This window comes from Spirillospora sp. NPDC127506, from assembly GCF_040302145.1.
In the GTDB taxonomy this organism is placed as follows: domain Bacteria; phylum Actinomycetota; class Actinomycetes; order Streptosporangiales; family Streptosporangiaceae; genus Spirillospora.
On sequence record NZ_JBEORG010000042.1, the window covers coordinates 16,548 to 34,648 of the forward strand.

Sequence of the window (18,101 nt, forward strand, 5' to 3'; positions counted from 1 at the left end):
CAGACTTGATTTAAGTATTCACCAGTGGCCAGGTTGGGACTTGATCTGCCCTTGTTTGTGGGAGTTGGCGGCCGGAGCCGCCGCGCCACGGGAGGGTGCGCTGGTCAGGCGCTGCAGGAGACCGTCGGCCAGGTCCAGTTGCCGTTGGCCATGATGGTGACGCCGAAGTTGTTGCCGTTGCCGTTCGGCCGCGCGGTCATGATCTGGCCGCTGGAGTCCCAGGTGGGGCTGATGTTCCAGGTGGCGCTGATCTTCTCGGGGTACGGCACGTTCATCGTCACGGTCCAGTTGTTGGAGCCGGACACCGAGACGTTGAGGTTGTACCGGTCGCCCCACTGCTGGCCGGCGGACAGCGTCGCGGTGCAGCCACCGCCGCCGCCACCGCCGCCGCCGCCACCGCCGCCGCCGCCTCCGCCGCCGGAGCCGCCGACCGTGATGTTGGAGTTACCGCTGCTCTGGTAACCCTCGGTGGCGAGGATCATGTAGTAGTTGAAGCTGCCCAGGTTCATGCCCTTGCTCGCCCAGGCGTCGAAGTGGTTGCCGGTCGTGATCGTCCCGCCGGTGCGCTTCGACTGCCGGACGCTCCAGTACTGCTGGAAGGTCTTCGTGCCCTCGACGGACGGCGCGTTGTACCGCGTCGTCTCATAGATGTCGTAGGTGCCGCCGTCGCTGGTGACGGTGCCCTTGTACGTCCCGGTGGGCCGGTAGGTGCCCCAGTTGTCGACGATGTAGTACTCGACGAGCGGGTTGGACGTCCAGCCGTAGAGGGCCAGGTAGGCGTTGCCGGACGGGTTGAAGCTGCCCGAGTAGTTCACGCTCCGGCGGCCGCCGTTGCTCCAGCCCTTGCCGGCGACGAAGTTGCCGACGTTGCTCCACTGGGTGCTGTAGCTGCCGCCGCCCTTCAGCGTCATGGACGACTGCCCGCCGCCGTCGGACCAGAAGGAGTAGTAGTAGCCGCCGTCGGTGCCGGTCTGGTTCGAGGAGATGGTCGTGTCGGCGTTGGCGGTGCCCGGCAGGAACGCCGTGGCGGTCGCCAGCGCGACCGCGCAGGCGCCGATGAGGGGCTTCGTGCGGATGAGCGACCGCGGTCTGCGGCGTCTGCGGATCTCGGGTGTGCTGTGCATGGGGGTGGTTCCTCACTCGTGAGCGCTGGCGGTGAGCGGCCAGGGCGGCGTGGTGCGCGCGGGCGGCCGTGGGGCGGCCGCCCGCGTCGCACGACGCGGCGGGGTGTGACGGGGGACGTTGGTCGGGCGGCCGTCCGGTGATCGCCGGGCGGGCGGCGACCGGGGGCGGTCGCGGGGGCCGGGAGCGGGAGCGTTCGGCCGTCCGTGCGCCGGACGGCCGAGGGGGCGGGCACGGGGTAGGGGACAGGGCCATGTCCGGCCGTCCGGGGTGAGCGGACGGCCGGATGTCCGGGCCGCCGGGCGGGGTGACCCGGATCGACGGGGTCTCGGGGGTGGTTCGAGTCCGTCGATGGCGACAGTGTTGGACCGCCCTCCGCGGACTGTCAACGGTTTCGGAAATATTTCGAAAAGGCTGATCTTTTGTCTTGTGTGTTTCGCCTGCTCAATGGCCATTCCATCTGTGCAAGGCCCGACCACTGAGACGACGGCGTTTGGACGCCAGCAAGATCCAAGAGCCGCAGCCCGAAACTTTCTATCCTCTTGGACAGTATTTCGAAGCCCTGAGCGGGCGGACGCCGTTCAGACGTCGAGGGTCACCTCGCAGCGCCATCCACCGGGTTCCTCGGTGAAGCGCAGCTCATGCATGGAGACGGCCTTCGGCACGGCGCCGACGAGGGCGACCCGGTCGATGTCGACCATGCCCAGGGTGAGGCGCATCCCCTCCCCCTCCTCGCGGACCCGCACGGTTCGCGGGAGTTCGCCGGCGGTGTCCATCCTGTAGATCACCTCGTCCAGCGCGTCGGCGAGCCGTCCCGCCGGGTCGCGGCCCCCGATGAGGATCTCCCTGTCCATGGCCGGCGCGTCCGGGGGGATCTCGGCGAAGCTCTCCACCAGCGCGAGGACGGCCTCGGCCACGCAGCGCGCAGCCGTGGGCGCCCAGCCCTCGATGCGCAGGTCAGCAGTGTGCGGGACGGTCCGGTGACCAGCCGATCTCTGTGGTGCCATCGCATCATCATCGCCAATCCGGGCATTGCCGCGGAGGACCCTCGCTCCTGTGTCCCGGGGGTCCGCCTTCCCGGCGCGGGGAATCTCCCCGTCATCCGGGAAAGCGAGGCATACCACCGGCCGAGGTCGCTGATGAAGATCATCGAGGAGACCCCGTACCGCTTCCGCATCGAGCGGGAGGGAGGGATGCGGGTCCCGGGCATCGTGTTCGCCTCCCGCGAGCTGCTGCCCGATCCGAGCGTCGACAAGTCCCTGGACCAGGTGGTCCGCGTGGCGACGCTGCCCGGCATCGTGGCCGGCTCGTACGCGATGCCCGACCTGCACTGGGGGTACGGCTTCCCCATCGGCGGGGTGGCGGCCACCGACGTCGGGGACGGCGGTGTGGTCTCCCCAGGCGGCGTGGGGTTCGACATCTCCTGCGGGGTCCGCCTGCTGGCGGCCGATCTCGACCGCGACGCCCTCATGCCGCGCCTCGCCGCGCTCATGGACCTTCTGGACCACGCCGTCCCGCGCGGTCTGGGGCGGGGAGCCGTCTGGCGCGTCGCCGACCGGTCCCAGCTCGATCAGGTCCTGGCCGGGGGCTCGCGCTACGCGGTCGAGCGCGGCCACGGCAACGCGCGCGACCTGCGACGCTGCGAAGACCTGGGGGCCGTGGCCGGCGCCGACCCCGCCGCAGTCAGCGCCCGCGCCGAGGAACGCGGGCTGGGTCAGCTCGGCAGCCTGGGCTCGGGGAACCACTTCCTGGAGGTCCAGATGGTCGAGGACGTCTACGACGAACCGGTGGCCGAGGCCTTCGGGCTGCGCGCCGGGCAGGTGTGCGTGATGATCCACTGCGGCTCGCGCGGGCTCGGCCACCAGATTTGCAGCGACCACGTGCGCGCCATGCAGACCGCCATGCCCCGCCACGGGATCAGCGTCCCCGACCCCCAGCTGGCCTGCGTACCGGTCGACTCCCCGGAAGGCCGGAGCTACATGGGCGCGATGGCCGCCGCCGCCAACTACGCACGGGCCAACCGGCAGCTTCTGGGCGAGGCCGCGCGGCGGGCCTTCTCCGACGCCTGCGGCGCCCGGCTCGACCTGGTGTACGACGTCTCCCACAACCTGGCGAAGATCGAGACCCACGAGGTCGCCGGCACCCCGCGCCGGCTGTGCGTCCACCGCAAGGGCGCCACCCGCGCCCTCCCGCCCGGCCACCCGGACCTGCCGCCCGACCTGGCGGACGCGGGCCAGCCGGTCCTCATCCCGGGCACGATGGGCACGGCCTCCTACGTGCTCACCGGTGTGCGGGGCAACCCCGCGTTCGACTCCGCCTGCCATGGCGCGGGCCGCACCCAGAGCCGCCACCAGGCCGCCCGCGCCGTGCGGGGCAAGGAGCTGCGCAACCGCCTGGAAGCCGCCGGCATCGCGGTGCGCGGCGCCTCCTGGCGGGGCCTGGCCGAAGAGGCCCCGACCGCCTACAAGGACATCGACGCCGTCATCGCCGCCACCGAAGGCGCGGGCCTCGGCCGCAAGGTCGCCCGCCTCGTCCCCCTCGGTGTCACAAAGGGGTGACCGCTCGGCCATGACGCGGAACCGCGGCGGCACGCCGAGGTGCGGCGCAGCCGCACGACCCGCGCACCAGAGCCGAGGGCCGCGCGGGGCTCCCGAGAATGTCAGCCCGGTCGCCTAACCTCGTGAACTGAACGCGGACCGCGCTCTGGGCGGAAGGGGCCGGGGTGGCCACCTTTGTGTTGATTCACGGTGCCGGCGAGCGGGGGCTGCGCTGCTCGTGAATTTCGCAGTCGATGCCTTTTGGTGCCTTTATGGTGCAGCCGGAGAGCAGTTGTCAGCCCGCCGATTCCGGCTCCCACGATGATCGCCCTCATGCCCGGTTCCCCCCGTTCCGCAGGGTTGCTGAGTTCAGCATGAGCCTGTCATCCCGACGGGGATACCGAAAGGCCCCGATGCGGCCAGGGGGCGAGCGCGGGCGCGTCTATTGCAGGGCGGCCAGGCCCTTTTCCAGGTCCTCCCTGTTCATCACCGGATAGATGTCGACCTTCGCGCCGAGTTCCTGGAACAGCGGTTCGGCGATGGACGGGATCGCCGAAGTGTCCTGCATGTCGAAGACCATGACGCAGGAGCGTCCGCCCTCGCCGGGAGCGAAGTAGGCGGCCTCCGGATCCAGTCGATCGATCATCGACCGCACGATCTCGGGCAGCCTGCCGCTCTTGATCGTCTCGTTGGAGATCTGCGTGTCCATCACCGCGGTGAGCATGACTCTCATGGCACTGCTCCTTTCGCGTCCGGGCCGGCGCGTACCCCCTGGTCCGCGCCCGGTAGAGCCCGTAGCGACCCCTCCAATCTGCTGCGGCCGTCTTGGAGCGACAACCGCCGGGGCGTCTTTTCTGAGCACAGATAAGGGAGATTTTGTGGCACGGTCCGGCAGTAGAGTGAGCGGGTGGCTCCTGTGCCGGACGATCCGTCACGACCGATCAGCGAAGAAGACCGCGACACGGCCGTGCGGCGTCTGCAGGACGCCTACTCCAAGGGGCAGATCTCGCACGAGGAGTTGGACGACCTCCTCCAGCAGACGCTCACCGCCGAGACGCACGGCGATCTCGGTACGGCACTGGCCGCGCTCCCCGAGGAGAAGCCGGACACGTCCACGATCGCCGCCTTCGGCGGCCGGATCCGGCGCCGCGGCCCCTGGCGGGTGCCTCGGAAACTCAAGGTCGACTCCGCGTTCGGAAGGGTGCACCTGGACCTGTCCCGGGCGGTCATCGAGCATCCGGTCGTCGACATCGAGCTGAACCTCGCCACCGGCAGGGCGAAGATCACGGTTCCGCGGGACGCGGTCGTCGACCTCGACGGCCTGCAGACCGTGTGGAAGGACTCCTTCTACAAGCCCCGGCGGCCGTCCCGCCCCGGCGGCCCGAAGATCCGCGTCTCCGGAACCATGGGCTTCGGGCGGCTGAAGATCCGCCACGCGCGCCGCTGACCCTCCCCGGCGCCCCGGCGGTCAGGCGCGGGCGAAGCGGGCCGCCAAGGCGTGCAGCCGGGTGCGCAGTTCGGGAGGGGACACCACCTGGAAGTCCGCTTCGACGGCGCCCAGGGCCATGATGGGCCACTCAAGGGCGTCGGCGGTCATGCGGACGCGGCAGCGGCCGCCGTCCGCCTCCTCGACGGTGCACCAGCGGCCGATGCGCTCGTGCACGGCCGCGGCGGGGGCGTCCACCAGCACCTCGACCCGGTAGGGGCGCGGCATCTCCTTCAGGCCGCGGCGGACGAACTCGGCGGCGTCGGCGGCGGGCAGGTCGCGGGGGCGGAACCGGGCGCCGGTGGCGGACGGGCCGGACAGCCGGTCGAGCCGGAAGGTGCGCCAGCCGTGCCGGTCGAGGTCGTAGGCGACCAGGTACCAGCGGCGGCCCAGCGGGACGAGGCGGTGCGGCTCGACGTGCCGGCCGGTGCGGTCGCCGCCGGCGGCGGTATAGGAGAAGCGGAGCCGCTCGGAGTCCCGGCAGGCGAGCGCGATCACGGTGAGGACGGCGGGCGCGACGCCCGTCTCCGGCGACCCTCCCCACGTGGTGGGCACGGTCATCGCGCGCAGCGCGTCCACCTGGCGGCGCAGCCGGGCCGGCATCACCTGCGCCACCTTCGCGAGGACCCGCACCGACGCCTCGGCGATGCCCTCGACCTGCGTCGCCGCCTGCAGCCCCACGGCCAGTGCGACGGCCTCCTCGTCATCGATCACCAGCGGCGGCAGCGCCGCGCCGGCCGCCAGCTGGTAGCCGCCGTCGACGCCGCGCGTCGCCTCCACCGGATACCCCAGCTCGCGGAGCCGGTCGACGTCCCGGCGCAGGGTGCGGACGGACACGCCCAGCCGGCCGGCCAGCTCGGCGCCCGGCCAGTACCGGTGGGTCTGGAGCAGCGAAAGGAGACGCAGGGTCCGGGAGCTGGTGTTCGCCATGTTCCCGATTCTCCCCGCAATTCAGGTCAGGAAGTGGCCGCTATGCCTTCTAGCGTGGTGTTCACACTGACGGGAACGGCGAAGGCGGAGGATATGACCATGACCGAGCAGATCACCGGTGAGCGGGCCGACCTGCTGGCGATGCTGGCGAAGCACCGGCACTTCCTGCGCTTCACCACCCGCGGCCTCACCGACGAGCAGGCCGGCCTGCGGACCACGGCGAGCGAGCTGTGCCTGGGCGGCCTCATCAAGCACGTCGCCTCGGTCGAGCGCGGCTGGGCGGACTTCATCGTGGAGGGCCCGTCCGCGATGGGCGACTTCACCCAGATGACCGAGGAGGACTTGCAGAAGCGGGCGGACGAGTTCCGCATGCTCCCCGGCGAGACGCTGGCCGGGGTCCTCGACGGCTACGCCGAAGTCGCCCGCCGGACGGACGAGCTGGTCGCCGCCCTGCCCGACCTGGACGCCGTCCAGCCGCTGCCGAAGGCCCCCTGGTTCACCGACACCGAGTGGTCGGCGCGGCGGGTGATCCTGCACATCATCGCCGAGACCGCCCAGCACGCCGGGCACGCCGACATCATCCGCGAGTCCCTCGACGGCGCGAAGAGCATGGGCTGACGGCCCACGCCGGCGAACCCCGCCCCGCGGTCGTCGCGGTGGCCTTCTCACTGAGTCCTTCCCGCCGTGACGGTCAGCTCCGGGCGGGCTCCTCTTCGCGGGGCTTCTTCTCGCGGCGCTTGCGGAGAGAGCCGGCCTTGGCCTTCTCCTCCGGGTGCGCGTGGACGCGGATCAGGCTGGCACCGGTGGTGAACAGCAGGATCGCCAGGATCACGCCCAGCGACAGCGTCGTCGGAATCTTCAGGATCGACTCGGCGACGTCCTCGTGGAGGAACTGCAGGATCAGCTTCACCCCGATGAACGCGAGGATCACCGACAGGCCGATCGACAGGTAGACGAGCCGTTCCAGCAGTCCCTCGATGAGGAAGTACAGGGCGCGCAGCCCGAGCAGCGCGAACGCGTTGGCGGCGAACACGAGGAACGGGTCCTTGGTGATGCCGAACACGGCGGGGATGGAGTCCAGGGCGAACAGGACGTCCGTACTGCCGATCGCGATGAACACCAGGAGCAGCGGCGTCATGACCCGCCGGCCGTTCTCGCGGGCGAGCATCCGCCCCCCGTGGAAGCTCTCGCTCACGGGCATGACCTTGCGGGCGCGGCGCATGATGAAGGTGTCCTCGACGTCCGGCTCCTCGTTGCGGTGCCGGACGAGCTGCACGGCCGTCCAGATCAGCACCAGCCCGAAGATCAGGAACGTGAAGGAGAACAGGCTGATAGCGGCGGCGCCGACCGCGATGAGCGCCGCCCGCAGGGCCAGCGCCGCGGCGATGCCGAACAGCAGCGTCTTCTGCTGGAACTCGTCGGGCACCGCGAACCGGCCCATGATGATCACGAAGACGAAGAGGTTGTCGACCGACAGGCTCTTCTCGACGAGCCATCCGGAGAAGTACTCGGTGCCCGCCGCCGACCCGCCGAGCGACCACACGGCGAGGCCGAACACCGCCGCGAGGCCGATGTAGAACACCGACCAGAACGTGGCCTCCTTGATGTGGACCGCGTGCGGCCGCCGGACGGCGACGAAGAAGTCGAGCACGAACAGCCCGACGATCAGTCCGATCGTCGCTGACCAGGCCCATGGGGGTACGTCGAGCATTCCGGCCGGCTCCTTTGACGGGGGCGTCCGCTGATCTATATCCGTTCTGCGGGCCTTCTACCGCCCCGGATACGGAGGACGCGCCCGGGTGAACCGCAGATGATCTGGACCCTGGGCATCGCGGGCCGCAGAGCCTACCCGGGCGGGGTCGTCCTGCCCTGACCCCGGGCCGCGCACCCCCGGGCCGCCGCATGAGGGCGGGGTGCGCATTGCGGCAAAGCACTCAGGTACGGCTGAGTACTTGCGCCGATGCGGCGCGGCGCGCCGCGAAGCCACTCTTCTGGGCATGGACGATTTCTCTCGCTGGCGCCCCTTCGCCCTCACCGCCAAGGCCGCCCTGGCCGCCCTGCTCGCGCTCGCCGTCGCCTTCCCCGAATGGGACCGGTTCGCGGACAAGGCGATGGGCGTCCGCGTGGCCGCCTACCCCGCCGCCGTCATGCTCGTCACCCTCGTCTGGGCGCTGCGGGGCCGGGGCAGGCCCTTCCCGTGGGACCTGGACCTGCTCCTGACCCTGCCGTTCCTCGTGGACGTCGCCGGGAACGCCGCCGACCTCTACGACACGGTCGACTGGTTCGACGACGCCTGCCACTTCGGGAACTGGGCCCTGCTGAGCGCCGCCGCCGGCGTCGCCCTCCGCCGCTGGGCCGGCCAGAGTGGGTGGACGCTGGTGCCGGCCTGCGCCGGAGCGGGCGCCATCGCCGCGATCCTGTGGGAGTTCTTCGAGTACGGCGTCTTCATCCTCGACACCCCCGAGACCGTCACGATCTACCGCGACACGATCGGCGACCTCATGCTCGGCCTCGCCGGTTCCACCCTCGCCGCCTGCGCCGTCGCGGCCCTGGCCCGCCGCGGCACCGGCACCGCCCCGGCCGCGCCCGGCCGGCGTCCCGGCGTCGTGCGGAGCCTCAGCCTCGACACGACCGTCTACCTCGCCTGGGACGGGTCAGTAGACGAGCGCCTGGACGTCGTCCATCGTGATCTCCTCGACGAAGGTCGGCGCGCCGGCGATGCGGATGCCGGGCAGGACGTCGTCCGGGCCGATGTCGCGGCGGGCCGCGCACTGGGTGCAGAGCGTGACGCGCCCCGCCGTCAGGATGACGCCGAGAAGGTCGTCCAGGGGAGTGGCGTGCGGCAGTGAGAACTCGGCGGCCCGTCCCGGCAGCGCGAACCACGCCGACTCCCCGGTCAGCCACAGCGAGACCGGGACGCCGCTCGCCGCGGCGGCCGCCGCCACCGTGAACGCCTGGTTGCAGCGTTCGGGGGCGTCCGCCCCCGCGGTCACCTTGATCACCAGTGGTCTCGCCATAGCCGCACTCTAGTGCGGGCGGCCCCAATACCATCCTGGTGTGGGTGGCATGGTGAACGCGGGGATCCTCGTCCTCGCCCTCGGGCTCGTGGCGGTCGCCGCCGTCCTCCTCGTGATCCGCCTCGGCCGGTTGAAGTAGCGGGCCGGTTGAAGCAGCGGGGCTTCGCGGGGGTCGGCGGGCGGGACGCGGGAGGCGGCGCCCGCCGCTACGCTCGGGGCCCATGGATGTTCCTGAGCTGCACCCGGACCTTGAGCCCCTGAAGTTCCTGCTCGGCACCTGGGAAGGGGCCGGCGTGGGCGGCTACCCCACGATCGAGTCGTTCAACTTCGGCCAGGAGCTGTCCTTCACCCACATCGGGAAGCCCTTTCTGATCTACGCGAGCCGCACCTGGATGATCGAGCCGGACGGCACCCTCGGCCGCCCGCTCGCCATGGAGACCGGGTACTGGCGGCCGCAGCCGGACCACCAGGTCGAGGTGACGCTCGCCCACCCGACCGGCATCGTGGAGATCTACGTCGGCGAAGTGGCGTTCAACCGGGTGGAGCTGCGGACCGACGTCGTCGCGCGGACGGAGTCGGCCAAGGAGGTCACCGGCGGCCACCGCCTCTACGGGCTGATCGGCGAGGACCTCGGCTGGGCCTACGACATGGCGGCCGTCGGGCAGAAGCTCCAGTCGCACCTGTCGGCGCAGCTCAAGAAGGTGTCCTGAGAACGTCCGGAGACAAGCGATCCGGAGACAAGCGGTTCCAGGTAAAGCGGTGGCCCCGGGCAGAACGACCCCCGAGACAAAGCGATCCCCGGACCTTCCCGCCGAGCGGCGGGGCGACGGACAGGACGGGTCCGTCGGTCCGGGGATCGGGTAACTGCCTGGTATTCGCCGGTCACCGTCGCGACCGACTCCGCCGTCCAGGGGACAGCGGTCCGAGGCGGAACGGCGACTAGCGGACAGCCACCTCGCGAGTCCTACAATCAACCATTGTCTGGACCACCTCCTTTCGCGCGTACCCCGCACGCTATGTTGATCCGCCGCACCGAGGCAAACAGGTTTTCGCTCGGCTGAATCCGCGTGCCGGCGCACGAACCAATCCGCGTGCCGCCGCACCAACCAATCCGCGTGCCGGCGCACGAACCGGGCCGTCCGGGCGGGATCTAGACTCGGGACATGGTCGAGTCGTGGCAGGAGGAGCTGCGGGCAAAGGGGTATCGGGTCACCCCTCAGCGCCAGCTGGTCCTCGAGGCGGTCACCAACCTGGAGCACGGGACCCCCGAAGAGATCTGCACCGAGGTGCAGCGCACGGCCAGGGGCGTGAACATCTCCACCGTCTACCGGACACTCGAACTCCTCGAAGAGCTCGGGCTCGTCAAGCATGCGCATCTCGGGCACGGCCCGCCGAACTACCACCTCGCCGCCGATGCCGAGCACATCCACCTGGTCTGTCGGGGATGCCACACGGTGGAGGACGTCGACCCCCGCGCGGCGGCCGGGCTCGCGGACGTCCTGCGGCGCGACTTCGGCTTCGAGACCGACGTGCACCACCTCACCGTCTACGGGCGGTGCAAGGACTGCCGCGCCACATAGTCTGGACGGCATGGAGAGCCCGCTGCTGCAGTCGCCCGGAGCCGTCGCCGCCGATGCGCCCGACCAGGAGGTCGCCGCGCACTACGGGGATCCGACGCGGGAGCAACGCGCGCTCGAACAGGGGGCGGCGTTCGTCGACCGGAGCAACCGGGGCGTCGTCAAGGTGTCCGGTCCTGACCGGCTGAGCTGGCTGCACAGCCTCCTCAGCCAGCACCTGGACGCGCTGAAGCCGTTCGAGCCGACCGAGGCGCTGCTGCTCGGGCCGAAGGGGCACATCGAGCACCACCTCTTCCTGATCGACGACGGCGAGGCGGTCTGGGCGCATGTCGAGCCCGGGGAGGCCCCGTCCCTGGTCGAGTTCCTCGACCGGATGCGCTTCATGCTCCGGGTCGAGGTCGCCGACGTTTCAAGCGAGTACATGGTCGTCACCGGGCCGTCCGGCGCGGAGGGCCTGGCCTGGCCGGACGTCGCCGGAACGACGACGCGGATCGTCCCGCGCGGCGAGTTCCCGGAGGGGCTGAAGCCGGCCGGCGTCTGGGCTTACGAGGCGCTGCGGATCGCCGAGCACCGGCCCCGCTTCGGCCTCGACACCGACGAGCGGACGATCCCGCACGAGGCCGGCTACATCGAGACGGCCGTCCACCTGAACAAGGGCTGCTACCGGGGGCAGGAGACGGTGGCGCGCGTCCACAACCTCGGCCGCCCGCCGCGCCGCATGGTGTTCCTGCACCTGGACGGCAGCGTCGACCGGCTGCCCGCGCACGGCGACCCGGTGGAGGTCCCGGGCGGGCGGGCGATCGGGTTCGTCGGGTCGGCGGCCCGGCACCACGAGCTGGGCCCGATCGCGCTCGCGATGGTGAAGCGGAACGTCCCGGTGGACGCCGACCTGCTCGCGGGCGGTGTGGCGGCCGCGCAGGAGGTCATCGTCTCGCCGGACACCGGGGCGAACGCGCAGATCGCGTTGCGCCGCCGTCCGGCGAAACACGGCTAGCAGGCCGCGCCCTGGGCGAATATCGTCGGATATGGACGATTTCTAACGGGCGCCGCCCAGGGAAGGTGGGATTCCTGCCAATGGTCGCGAACCTCGGGAAGCGGGAGCCGGCGGCCAGACGCGGGACCCGGCGCCGCCCGCGCCGGGAGTCCGCCCTGGTGTGGTGGGTCCTGTTCGCGGCGTTCGCCGGGTTCGCCTGGTGGCTGCAGTCGTGGCGGATCGCGCTGCTCGGCCTGCTGGCCTGGTGCCTGTACCAGTTCATGCTCGTCCCGACCATGTGCCGGATCCTGAGCCAGCAGGGCGCCGCCTGCACCGAGCGCACCCGGGGCCGGCTGTTCGCCTGCGGGCCCGACCATCAGCGGCTCCGGAACGACGCGCTGTGGCGGCTAGCCGGGCTCCGCAACCCGTTCCAGAAGGAACCCGCCGAACCTCCCCGGCCGCCGCGGGAGGACGGCGAGACCGGGGTCGTGGTCGTCTCGCCGGACCTCCGCGGGCGGCTCACGCTGTTCGACCGCGCTCTGATCCTGCTGGCGGCCGCCGGCACCGTCGCGGTGGTGGTCGGCACGATCTACGGCTTCCGCTGACGCCGCCCGGGGGCCGCGCGCCTCGCGGGGCTCACACGTCGAGGATCAGGGTGATCGGGCCGTCGTTGACGAGCGAGACCTTCATGTCGGCGCCGAACTCGCCGGTCTCGACCTTGGCGCCGAGGCCGCGCAGTTCGCGGACGACGGTGTCCACGAGGGGCTCGGCGACCTCGCCGGGCGCGGCCGCCGTCCACGACGGGCGGCGGCCCTTGCGCGCGTCGCCGTAGAGGGTGAATTGGCTCACGACGAGGAGCGGGGCGTTCACGTCCGAGCACGACTTCTCGTCCTGCAGGATGCGCAGGCCCCACAGCTTGGAGGCCAGCCTGCGGGCCTTCTCCGGGCCGTCGTCATGGGTCACGCCGACGAGCGCGAGGAGCCCGGGGCCCTCGATCTCGCCGACGACCCGGCCGTCCACGGACACGCTGGCCTGGCTCACCCTCTGGACTACCGCACGCATGACCATGCATTCTGCCGCCTATGGGAGCAACGACGCTCATCACGGTGGCGCCCACGGGTGCGGAGTCCGCGAAGTCGGACGTGCCGGCCCTGCCCGTCACCCTGGATGAACTGGTCCAGACGGCCAAGGAGTGCGAGGCGGCCGGCGCGGCCGTGATTCACGTGCACATCCGCGACGACGACGCGCGGCCGACGCTCGACCTGTCCCGGCTGCGGGACACGGTCGCGGCGCTGCGGGAGAGCACGGGACTGATCGTCCAGTTGTCCACGGGCGGCGCGGTCACCGACCCTTACGAGGACCGTCTCCGCGTCCTGGACGCCGAGCCCGACATGTGCTCGCTCACCTGCGGGACGGTCAACTTCGGCGACGACGTCTTCATGAACCCCTGGCCGTTCATGGTGGAGCTGTACCAGCGCACCCAGGAGCTGGGGGTCGTCCCAGAGTTCGAGCTGTTCGACCTGGGGCATGTGGCGGCGCTGCACCGGCTGCTGGACAAGCACGGTCTTCCGTATGGAGGGCATGTCCACTGCGACCTGGTGATGGGCGTGCCCGGCGGCATGCCGGGGGACGCGCGGACGCTGGTCGCCGCCGTGGAGGCGCTGCCGTCCGGTGCCACCTGGTCGGCCACGGGCATCGGGCGGACGTCCCTCCCGGTGATGTTCGCGGCGCTGTCGGCGGGCGGGCACCTGCGCGTGGGCATGGAGGACACCGTCACCTTCGCGAAGGGGCGGCCGGTGACGGCGAACGTCCAGCTGGTGGAGCGTGCGGCTCAGGCCGCGGCGCTGGCGCAGCGTCCCGCCATGTCCGCGGCGGACGCACGCGCCCTGCTGAAGACCAAGCGCTGAGACGTCCGGCGCTGAACGTCCGGGCGCTGAGACGTCCGGGCGCTGAGACGTCCGGGCGCTGAGACGTCCGGCGTTGAACGTCCGGGCGCTGGACTCATCGAGCGCTGAATCTCAAGGGTCGAATACCCGGCGCCGCCGATCTTGGGGTTATCCACAGGATGTGATTCCACTTCCCTGGGCTGGGGCGGGTACTTGACCATGGAGTTAGCGGGTCCGCCCCCGGGTGGGTGGGGCCCTGCTTTTTGGGCGGCGCCCTGCTTTGGGCGGCTTTCTTGGGCGGCGGCCGCTCCGGCGGGCGGCCGTCCCCGGCGGTATGGAGGGGTGCGGTGGACGTCAATCCTGTGCTGGTCAATCCTGTGCTGGTCGAGGTGGAGCGCTCCGGGTTCGTGGAGTCGCGCCACCGGGGGACGGCGGTCGGGCTCGCCGCGGACGGCGGCGTCGCGCTCCGGCTGGGCGACCCGGACGCGCCGATCTTCCCGCGGTCGGCGAACAAGCCCATGCAGGCGGTCGCGATGCTGCGCTGCGGCCTCGGGCTGGACGACGAGCTGCTCGCGCTGGCGGCCGGCAGCCACTCCGGCGAGGACTTCCACGTCGAGGGCGCGGAGAAGATCCTCGCGGGCGCCGGGCTCGTCGCCGACGACCTGCGCTGCCCGGAGAGCTGGCCGATCGACCCGGAGGCGCAGCAGGCCGTCTCCCGCGCCGGCGGCGGGCCGTCGCGGATGCGGATGAACTGCTCCGGCAAGCACGCCGCGATGCTCGCGACGTGCGTGGCCGCCGGATGGCCCGTCGACACCTACCTCGACCCCGAGCATCCGCTGCAGCTCGCCGTGCGGGGCGTCGTCGAGGAGCTGACCGGCGAGACGGCCGCGGCCGTCGGCGTCGACGGGTGCGGCGCGCCGCTGTTCGCGGTGTCCACGGCCGGGGTCGCGCGGGCCTTCCGGGCGCTCGTCCTGGCCGCGCCCGGCACCCCTGAGCGCCGTGTCGCCGACGCGATGCGGACCCACCCGCAGTGGACGTCCGGCACCCGGCGCGAGGAGCGGCAGCTCATGGACGCCGTCCCCGGGCTGCTCGTGAAGTGCGGCGCCGAAGGAGTGGACGCCTTCGCGTTCGACGACGGGCGCGCCGGAGCCGTCAAGATCGACGACGGGGCCATGCGGGCGCGGACGCCCGTCACCGTGGCGCTGCTGCGGGCGCTCGGCATCGACGCGCCAGGGCTGGACGGTCCTGCGGTCGTCGAGGTGCGGGGCGGCGACGGCGTCGTGGGCGCCGTCCGCCCCGCACCCGGAATGTTCTAGCGGCCAGGTGTTAGAAGGCCGGGTGTTCAGCGGCCGGGTGTTCAGCGGCAGCGTGTCCTAGCGGCAGGTGCTCTAGCGGCGGCTCTCCGTCGCCTGCCCGGTCGTCTGCCCGGTCGTCTGCCCGCTCTCCTCCTTGAGCTCCTCGAACTCCTCCTTGAAGACCGTCTGCTCGTACAGGACGCCGTCCGGCCACGGTGTCTTCGGCTCCCGGCCCGGCTGCGGGTTGTCCTTGCGGAACTCCTCCCACTGGCCGTCCCTCGCCGGCGGGTAGCTGTGCGAGAACATGCCGGGGCGGTAGGTGTACATGCCGCCCTGCTCCATGCCGCGGTGGTTCATCTGGTCGTTCCGCTTCTCCGGATGGATGTGCCTGGACGAGGCCGCCCTCAGCACCCAGGCCCGGGCGACCAGCATCACAACGGCCACCACGACGATGATCCACACCCATCTGAGCGCGACCGTGGGGGACGCTTCGGCCAGCATCATGGCGGGCATTGTCCGTCCACCTCCCGATGGCGTATCGGCCCCGCGCTGGGGTCAATTAGGGATGTGTCCGCTGATTGCCGAGTTAACCTCTCCGGAGGGCGGGGCAGGGGGCTCGCCCACCGCGCGGATGCGCCCCGCCGCGAGGCCGGGCACCGTCATGACGGCGCTGACGGCCAGCACCCCGATCATCGGAACGCTCCAGCCGCCGGTGGCGTCGTGCAGCGCGCCGAGCGCGAGCGGGCCGAGCGCCGCGATGAGGTATCCGATGCCCTGCGCCATCCCGGACAGCTGCGTCGCGATCTGCGCGTCGTGGGCGCGGAGCCCGATGAACGACAGCGCGGTCGCGAACCCGAGGCCCTGGCCGAGGCCGAGGACGACCGCCCAGCCCCACACCGACCCGATCGGCGCCCAGGTGACCCCCACGAAACCGAGCATGGTGAGCGCCACGACGACCACCACGATCGGGCGCTGGTCGCGGGTCCGCCGCGCCAGCACCGGGACGGCCAGCGACCCGACCGCCTGGACCGCCGCCGACAGGGCCAGGACGTAGCCGGCGGTCGCGTCGTCCATCCCCCGGTCCTGGCAGATCGTCGGGAGCCAGCCGAGGACGACGTAGGCGAGCAGCGACTGCAGCCCCATGAACACCGTGACGTGCCAGGCGAGGCCCGACCGCCACACCACCGCCGCGACGCCGCGCGGGGCCGCCGCCGGCGGCGCCGACCGCGCCGCGTGCGCCGCGCGCCGCGCCCGCGGCACCCACAGCAGCCCGGCGAGCGCCGCCGGAAACGCGAGCAGGCCGAGCGGCAGCCGCCAGGACGCGTCGAAGAGGTCCTCGACCGGCACGGCGAGCCCGGACGACAGCGACGCCCCGGCGGTCACCGCGACCGTGTAGATCGCCGTCACCGTCGTGATCCGGGACGGATGGTCCCGCTTGATGATCGCGGGCATCGCGATGTTGCCGATGCTGATCGCGATCCCGGCGACCAGCGAACCGGCGAACAGCGCCGCGGGGGCGTCCACCAGCCGCAGCGCCAGCCCGCCGACGAGCAGCGCCATCGCGCTGACCAGCAGCGTCTCACCCCGCGGCGCCCGCGGCAGGAACGCCGCGGCCAGGCCGTAGGAGCCGAAGAACACGAGCGGGAGCGTGGTCAGCGCCCCCGCCGCCGTGCCGGACAGCCCGAACTCGTCGCTGATCTCGGTCAGCAGCGGCCCGACCGCGGCGATCGCCGGCCGCAGGTTGACCGCCATGAAGACGATCATCAGGAGCGAGCCGACGACGCCCGCGCGCCGCGCGCTCACCGTCCCTCCTCCCCGAGCCGTGTGCTCCGGCCGGGCGATGTGCCTCCGCCGGGCGACGTGCCTCCGCCGGGCGACGGCCGCTCCGTCGGCGGGCTCTCCGCCGCGGCCCGCCCCGTCTTCCCGGCCGGCGGCGTCTTCCCGGCCGGCGGCGGCTCGCCCCCCGGCGGGGTGTCCGTGCCGAGCAGGGTGTCCAGGACGGCGAGCGTCGGCTCCACGACCGCCGCCGCGGCCGCCGCGGCCGCCTCCGGGTCGCCCGCCGCGATCGCGTCCAGCACGGCGCGGTGCCGTGCCGGGCCGGCCTCGGGGACCTCGTGGTCGAGCCGGATCGCGCGCATCGACTCGCGCAGCCGGTCGATGAAGTACCGCATCGCCTCGATCAGGACCGGGTTGCGGGACGCCTCCGCCACGCCGAGGTGGAACCGGGCGTCGGCGGCGCCGAACGCGTCCGGCTCGGTCGCCTCGTCCCGCGCGCGGAGCAGCTCCTCCAGCCGCGCCACGTCGGCGGCGGTGCGGCGCCGGGCCGCGAGCCGGGCCGCCTGGACGTCGTAGGCGAGCTGCACCTCGAACACGTCCCGGGCCGACGCCCGCGCCACCCGGCGCAGCAGCGGGCGCGGGTCGGCGCTGCTGCGGACGTACGTCCCGTCGCCGCGCCGCACCTCCAGCACCCCGACGTGCGACAGCGCCCGGATCGCCTCCCGCACCGCCGGGCGGCTCACGCCGAGCTGCGCGGCGAGTTCCAGCTCCGCCGGTATCCGCTCGCCGACCGCCCAGGAGCCGCCGCTGACCTGCGCCTGGAGCTGTTCGAGGACGGCCTCGACCGTCGATCCGCTCGCGACAGGACTCAACCCCACCGAACCCTCCCAAAGTAAGACGTCAGACATCTTACGAGGCTGGTCAAGAGGCGATCCTTCGCGAGGCGGTCAGTCCTTCGGGAGGCGGTCAGTCCTTCGGGATGCGGGGGAGGGCGGACCCGCGGTGGCCGCCGGGAGGGGTCTCGGCGACCACCGCGGGCTCGGACAACGTCCGCCGGGAGGTGTGGGGACATGAGAGCCGTCCCGGCGGACGTCGCGTTAGAGAGCCGCGACGGCTCAGCGGCGCTTGAGCGAGCCCAGCAGGCCCCGCCGCTTCCGCGCCGCCTCCGGCTCCTTCTGCCGCGCGGCCTCCTCGGCGAGGCGCGCGGACTCGACGTGCGCCATGACCTCGCGGTGCGTCACCGACGGCGCCGGGTCGCGGCGCGACCGCTGCGACGGGCTGCCCTGGATGATCCCGCCCTGCACGGGCCCGCGGTTCGGCAGGCCGCCCCGCGGGTGCCGGCTGCGCGGCCGGCGGTGGGACGCCGTCAGCGTGATCGTGACCCAGAAGACGACCGCAAGGAAGATGACGGCCGGCCCGATGTAGAGGAACCAGCGGTCTCCGAGGTCGCCGCCGGGGGGCGGTGGGGGCAGGGCCAGAGTCATGAGGCGACACCTCCTCGC

Annotated in this window: 20 protein-coding genes and 1 pseudogene; 10 read left to right on the plus strand and 11 right to left on the minus strand. The window is 72.1% G+C overall.

What is annotated here, in order from left to right:
- Positions 1-104 precede the first annotated feature (104 nt).
- Together xynA and ABTW95_RS29645 are read right to left on the minus strand one after the other, a co-directional pair.
- Positions 105-1,124: an endo-1,4-beta-xylanase XynA gene (gene xynA, locus ABTW95_RS29640; RefSeq protein WP_500227982.1), complete on the minus strand. Its 1,020-nt coding sequence runs from the start codon at positions 1,122-1,124 to the stop codon at positions 105-107.
- A gap of 579 nt (positions 1,125-1,703) precedes the next feature.
- The gene (locus ABTW95_RS29645; protein WP_500227983.1) at positions 1,704-2,129 is read right to left on the minus strand and encodes an archease; all 426 of its coding nucleotides are present in this window, start codon (positions 2,127-2,129) and stop codon (positions 1,704-1,706) included.
- Between the two features lie 132 nt (positions 2,130-2,261).
- On the opposite strand from ABTW95_RS29645, the gene ABTW95_RS29650 reads away from it, so the two are divergent.
- The gene (locus tag ABTW95_RS29650) at positions 2,262-3,680 is read left to right on the plus strand and encodes an RtcB family protein (RefSeq protein ID WP_500227984.1); all 1,419 of its coding nucleotides are present in this window, start codon (positions 2,262-2,264) and stop codon (positions 3,678-3,680) included.
- A 421-nt stretch (positions 3,681-4,101) separates the two neighbouring features.
- Here ABTW95_RS29650 and ABTW95_RS29655 read toward each other — a convergent pair whose 3' ends face one another.
- Positions 4,102-4,392, minus strand: a complete 291-nt coding sequence (locus ABTW95_RS29655) for a DUF3303 family protein (protein WP_396446020.1) — start codon at positions 4,390-4,392, stop codon at positions 4,102-4,104.
- A gap of 174 nt (positions 4,393-4,566) precedes the next feature.
- On the opposite strand from ABTW95_RS29655, the gene ABTW95_RS29660 reads away from it, so the two are divergent.
- Positions 4,567-5,106, plus strand: a complete 540-nt coding sequence (locus ABTW95_RS29660; RefSeq protein ID WP_500227985.1) for a DUF1707 SHOCT-like domain-containing protein — start codon at positions 4,567-4,569, stop codon at positions 5,104-5,106.
- 21 nt (positions 5,107-5,127) lie between these two features.
- Here ABTW95_RS29660 and ABTW95_RS29665 read toward each other — a convergent pair whose 3' ends face one another.
- Entirely contained in the window at positions 5,128-6,075 is a 948-nt protein-coding gene (locus ABTW95_RS29665; RefSeq protein ID WP_500227986.1) for a helix-turn-helix transcriptional regulator, read from the minus strand.
- A gap of 99 nt (positions 6,076-6,174) precedes the next feature.
- On the opposite strand from ABTW95_RS29665, the gene ABTW95_RS29670 reads away from it, so the two are divergent.
- The gene (locus ABTW95_RS29670; protein WP_500227987.1) at positions 6,175-6,693 is read left to right on the plus strand and encodes a DinB family protein; all 519 of its coding nucleotides are present in this window, start codon (positions 6,175-6,177) and stop codon (positions 6,691-6,693) included.
- A gap of 73 nt (positions 6,694-6,766) precedes the next feature.
- On the opposite strand, the gene ABTW95_RS29675 is transcribed toward ABTW95_RS29670, so the two are convergent.
- Complete coding sequence (locus ABTW95_RS29675; RefSeq protein WP_500227988.1) at positions 6,767-7,786, minus strand: TerC/Alx family metal homeostasis membrane protein; 1,020 nt, start codon at positions 7,784-7,786, stop codon at positions 6,767-6,769.
- A gap of 286 nt (positions 7,787-8,072) precedes the next feature.
- Between ABTW95_RS29675 and ABTW95_RS29680 the strand changes: the two are divergent.
- Positions 8,073-8,618: pseudogene (locus tag ABTW95_RS29680) on the plus strand (DUF2238 domain-containing protein); the annotation flags it as partial.
- Positions 8,619-8,729: 111 nt separating this feature from the next.
- Here the strand turns inward: ABTW95_RS29680 and ABTW95_RS29685 are convergent.
- Positions 8,730-9,092, minus strand: a complete 363-nt coding sequence (locus tag ABTW95_RS29685; protein WP_396446025.1) for a DsrE family protein — start codon at positions 9,090-9,092, stop codon at positions 8,730-8,732.
- Positions 9,093-9,313: 221 nt separating this feature from the next.
- On the opposite strand from ABTW95_RS29685, the gene ABTW95_RS29690 reads away from it, so the two are divergent.
- From ABTW95_RS29690 to ABTW95_RS29705, 4 genes are all read left to right on the plus strand, one after another.
- Positions 9,314-9,802, plus strand: coding sequence for a heme-binding beta-barrel domain-containing protein (locus ABTW95_RS29690; protein WP_396446026.1), 489 nt, complete (start codon positions 9,314-9,316; stop codon positions 9,800-9,802).
- A gap of 453 nt (positions 9,803-10,255) precedes the next feature.
- Complete coding sequence (locus tag ABTW95_RS29695) at positions 10,256-10,672, plus strand: Fur family transcriptional regulator (protein WP_396446027.1); 417 nt, start codon at positions 10,256-10,258, stop codon at positions 10,670-10,672.
- A 10-nt stretch (positions 10,673-10,682) separates the two neighbouring features.
- Positions 10,683-11,663, plus strand: a complete 981-nt coding sequence (gene ygfZ, locus ABTW95_RS29700) for a CAF17-like 4Fe-4S cluster assembly/insertion protein YgfZ (RefSeq protein ID WP_500227989.1) — start codon at positions 10,683-10,685, stop codon at positions 11,661-11,663.
- Between the two features lie 80 nt (positions 11,664-11,743).
- A complete protein-coding gene (locus ABTW95_RS29705) occupies positions 11,744-12,247 on the plus strand; it encodes a hypothetical protein (RefSeq protein ID WP_500227990.1) in 504 nt (167 codons plus the stop codon).
- Between the two features lie 31 nt (positions 12,248-12,278).
- On the opposite strand, the gene dtd is transcribed toward ABTW95_RS29705, so the two are convergent.
- Positions 12,279-12,704 (minus strand): D-aminoacyl-tRNA deacylase, encoded by a 426-nt coding sequence (gene dtd, locus ABTW95_RS29710; RefSeq protein WP_500227991.1) that lies wholly within the window; start codon positions 12,702-12,704, stop codon positions 12,279-12,281.
- 20 nt (positions 12,705-12,724) lie between these two features.
- On the opposite strand from dtd, the gene ABTW95_RS29715 reads away from it, so the two are divergent.
- Both ABTW95_RS29715 and ABTW95_RS29720 read left to right on the plus strand, forming a co-directional pair.
- Positions 12,725-13,549, plus strand: a complete 825-nt coding sequence (locus tag ABTW95_RS29715) for a beta-keto acid cleavage family enzyme (RefSeq protein ID WP_500227992.1) — start codon at positions 12,725-12,727, stop codon at positions 13,547-13,549.
- A gap of 326 nt (positions 13,550-13,875) precedes the next feature.
- Entirely contained in the window at positions 13,876-14,844 is a 969-nt protein-coding gene (locus ABTW95_RS29720; RefSeq protein WP_396446032.1) for an asparaginase, read from the plus strand.
- 72 nt (positions 14,845-14,916) lie between these two features.
- Here the strand turns inward: ABTW95_RS29720 and ABTW95_RS29725 are convergent, their stop codons facing one another.
- From ABTW95_RS29725 to ABTW95_RS29740, 4 genes are all read right to left on the minus strand, one after another.
- Positions 14,917-15,327: a hypothetical protein gene (locus ABTW95_RS29725; RefSeq protein WP_500227993.1), complete on the minus strand. Its 411-nt coding sequence runs from the start codon at positions 15,325-15,327 to the stop codon at positions 14,917-14,919.
- A gap of 51 nt (positions 15,328-15,378) precedes the next feature.
- A complete protein-coding gene (locus tag ABTW95_RS29730; RefSeq protein ID WP_396446034.1) occupies positions 15,379-16,626 on the minus strand; it encodes a CynX/NimT family MFS transporter in 1,248 nt (415 codons plus the stop codon).
- Positions 16,623-17,477, minus strand: a complete 855-nt coding sequence (locus ABTW95_RS29735; RefSeq protein ID WP_500227994.1) for a FadR/GntR family transcriptional regulator — start codon at positions 17,475-17,477, stop codon at positions 16,623-16,625. Before ABTW95_RS29735 ends, ABTW95_RS29730 begins: the two co-directional genes overlap by 4 nt.
- A gap of 237 nt (positions 17,478-17,714) precedes the next feature.
- Entirely contained in the window at positions 17,715-18,083 is a 369-nt protein-coding gene (locus ABTW95_RS29740; RefSeq protein WP_500227995.1) for a hypothetical protein, read from the minus strand.
- Positions 18,084-18,101 lie beyond the last annotated feature (18 nt).

What these genes read in the sequence shown, in the direction of transcription:
- ABTW95_RS29685 (WP_396446025.1), bottom strand. Translation starts at nt 9,092, where the DNA reads ATGGCGAGACCACTGGTGATCAAGGTGACCGCGGGGGCGGACGCCCCC.
- ABTW95_RS29725 (WP_500227993.1), bottom strand. Translation starts at nt 15,327, where the DNA reads ATGATGCTGGCCGAAGCGTCCCCCACGGTCGCGCTCAGATGGGTGTGG.
- ABTW95_RS29670 (WP_500227987.1), top strand. Translation starts at nt 6,175, where the DNA reads ATGACCGAGCAGATCACCGGTGAGCGGGCCGACCTGCTGGCGATGCTG.
- ABTW95_RS29650 (WP_500227984.1), top strand. Translation starts at nt 2,262, where the DNA reads ATGAAGATCATCGAGGAGACCCCGTACCGCTTCCGCATCGAGCGGGAG.
- ABTW95_RS29655 (WP_396446020.1), bottom strand. Translation starts at nt 4,392, where the DNA reads ATGAGAGTCATGCTCACCGCGGTGATGGACACGCAGATCTCCAACGAG.
- ABTW95_RS29675 (WP_500227988.1), bottom strand. Translation starts at nt 7,786, where the DNA reads ATGCTCGACGTACCCCCATGGGCCTGGTCAGCGACGATCGGACTGATC.
- ABTW95_RS29690 (WP_396446026.1), top strand. Translation starts at nt 9,314, where the DNA reads ATGGATGTTCCTGAGCTGCACCCGGACCTTGAGCCCCTGAAGTTCCTG.
- ABTW95_RS29740 (WP_500227995.1), bottom strand. Translation starts at nt 18,083, where the DNA reads ATGACTCTGGCCCTGCCCCCACCGCCCCCCGGCGGCGACCTCGGAGAC.
- ABTW95_RS29695 (WP_396446027.1), top strand. Translation starts at nt 10,256, where the DNA reads ATGGTCGAGTCGTGGCAGGAGGAGCTGCGGGCAAAGGGGTATCGGGTC.
- ABTW95_RS29705 (WP_500227990.1), top strand. Translation starts at nt 11,744, where the DNA reads ATGGTCGCGAACCTCGGGAAGCGGGAGCCGGCGGCCAGACGCGGGACC.
- ABTW95_RS29715 (WP_500227992.1), top strand. Translation starts at nt 12,725, where the DNA reads ATGGGAGCAACGACGCTCATCACGGTGGCGCCCACGGGTGCGGAGTCC.
- ABTW95_RS29665 (WP_500227986.1), bottom strand. Translation starts at nt 6,075, where the DNA reads ATGGCGAACACCAGCTCCCGGACCCTGCGTCTCCTTTCGCTGCTCCAG.
- xynA (WP_500227982.1), bottom strand. Translation starts at nt 1,124, where the DNA reads ATGCACAGCACACCCGAGATCCGCAGACGCCGCAGACCGCGGTCGCTC.
- dtd (WP_500227991.1), bottom strand. Translation starts at nt 12,704, where the DNA reads ATGCGTGCGGTAGTCCAGAGGGTGAGCCAGGCCAGCGTGTCCGTGGAC.
- ABTW95_RS29645 (WP_500227983.1), bottom strand. Translation starts at nt 2,129, where the DNA reads ATGGCACCACAGAGATCGGCTGGTCACCGGACCGTCCCGCACACTGCT.
- ygfZ (WP_500227989.1), top strand. Translation starts at nt 10,683, where the DNA reads ATGGAGAGCCCGCTGCTGCAGTCGCCCGGAGCCGTCGCCGCCGATGCG.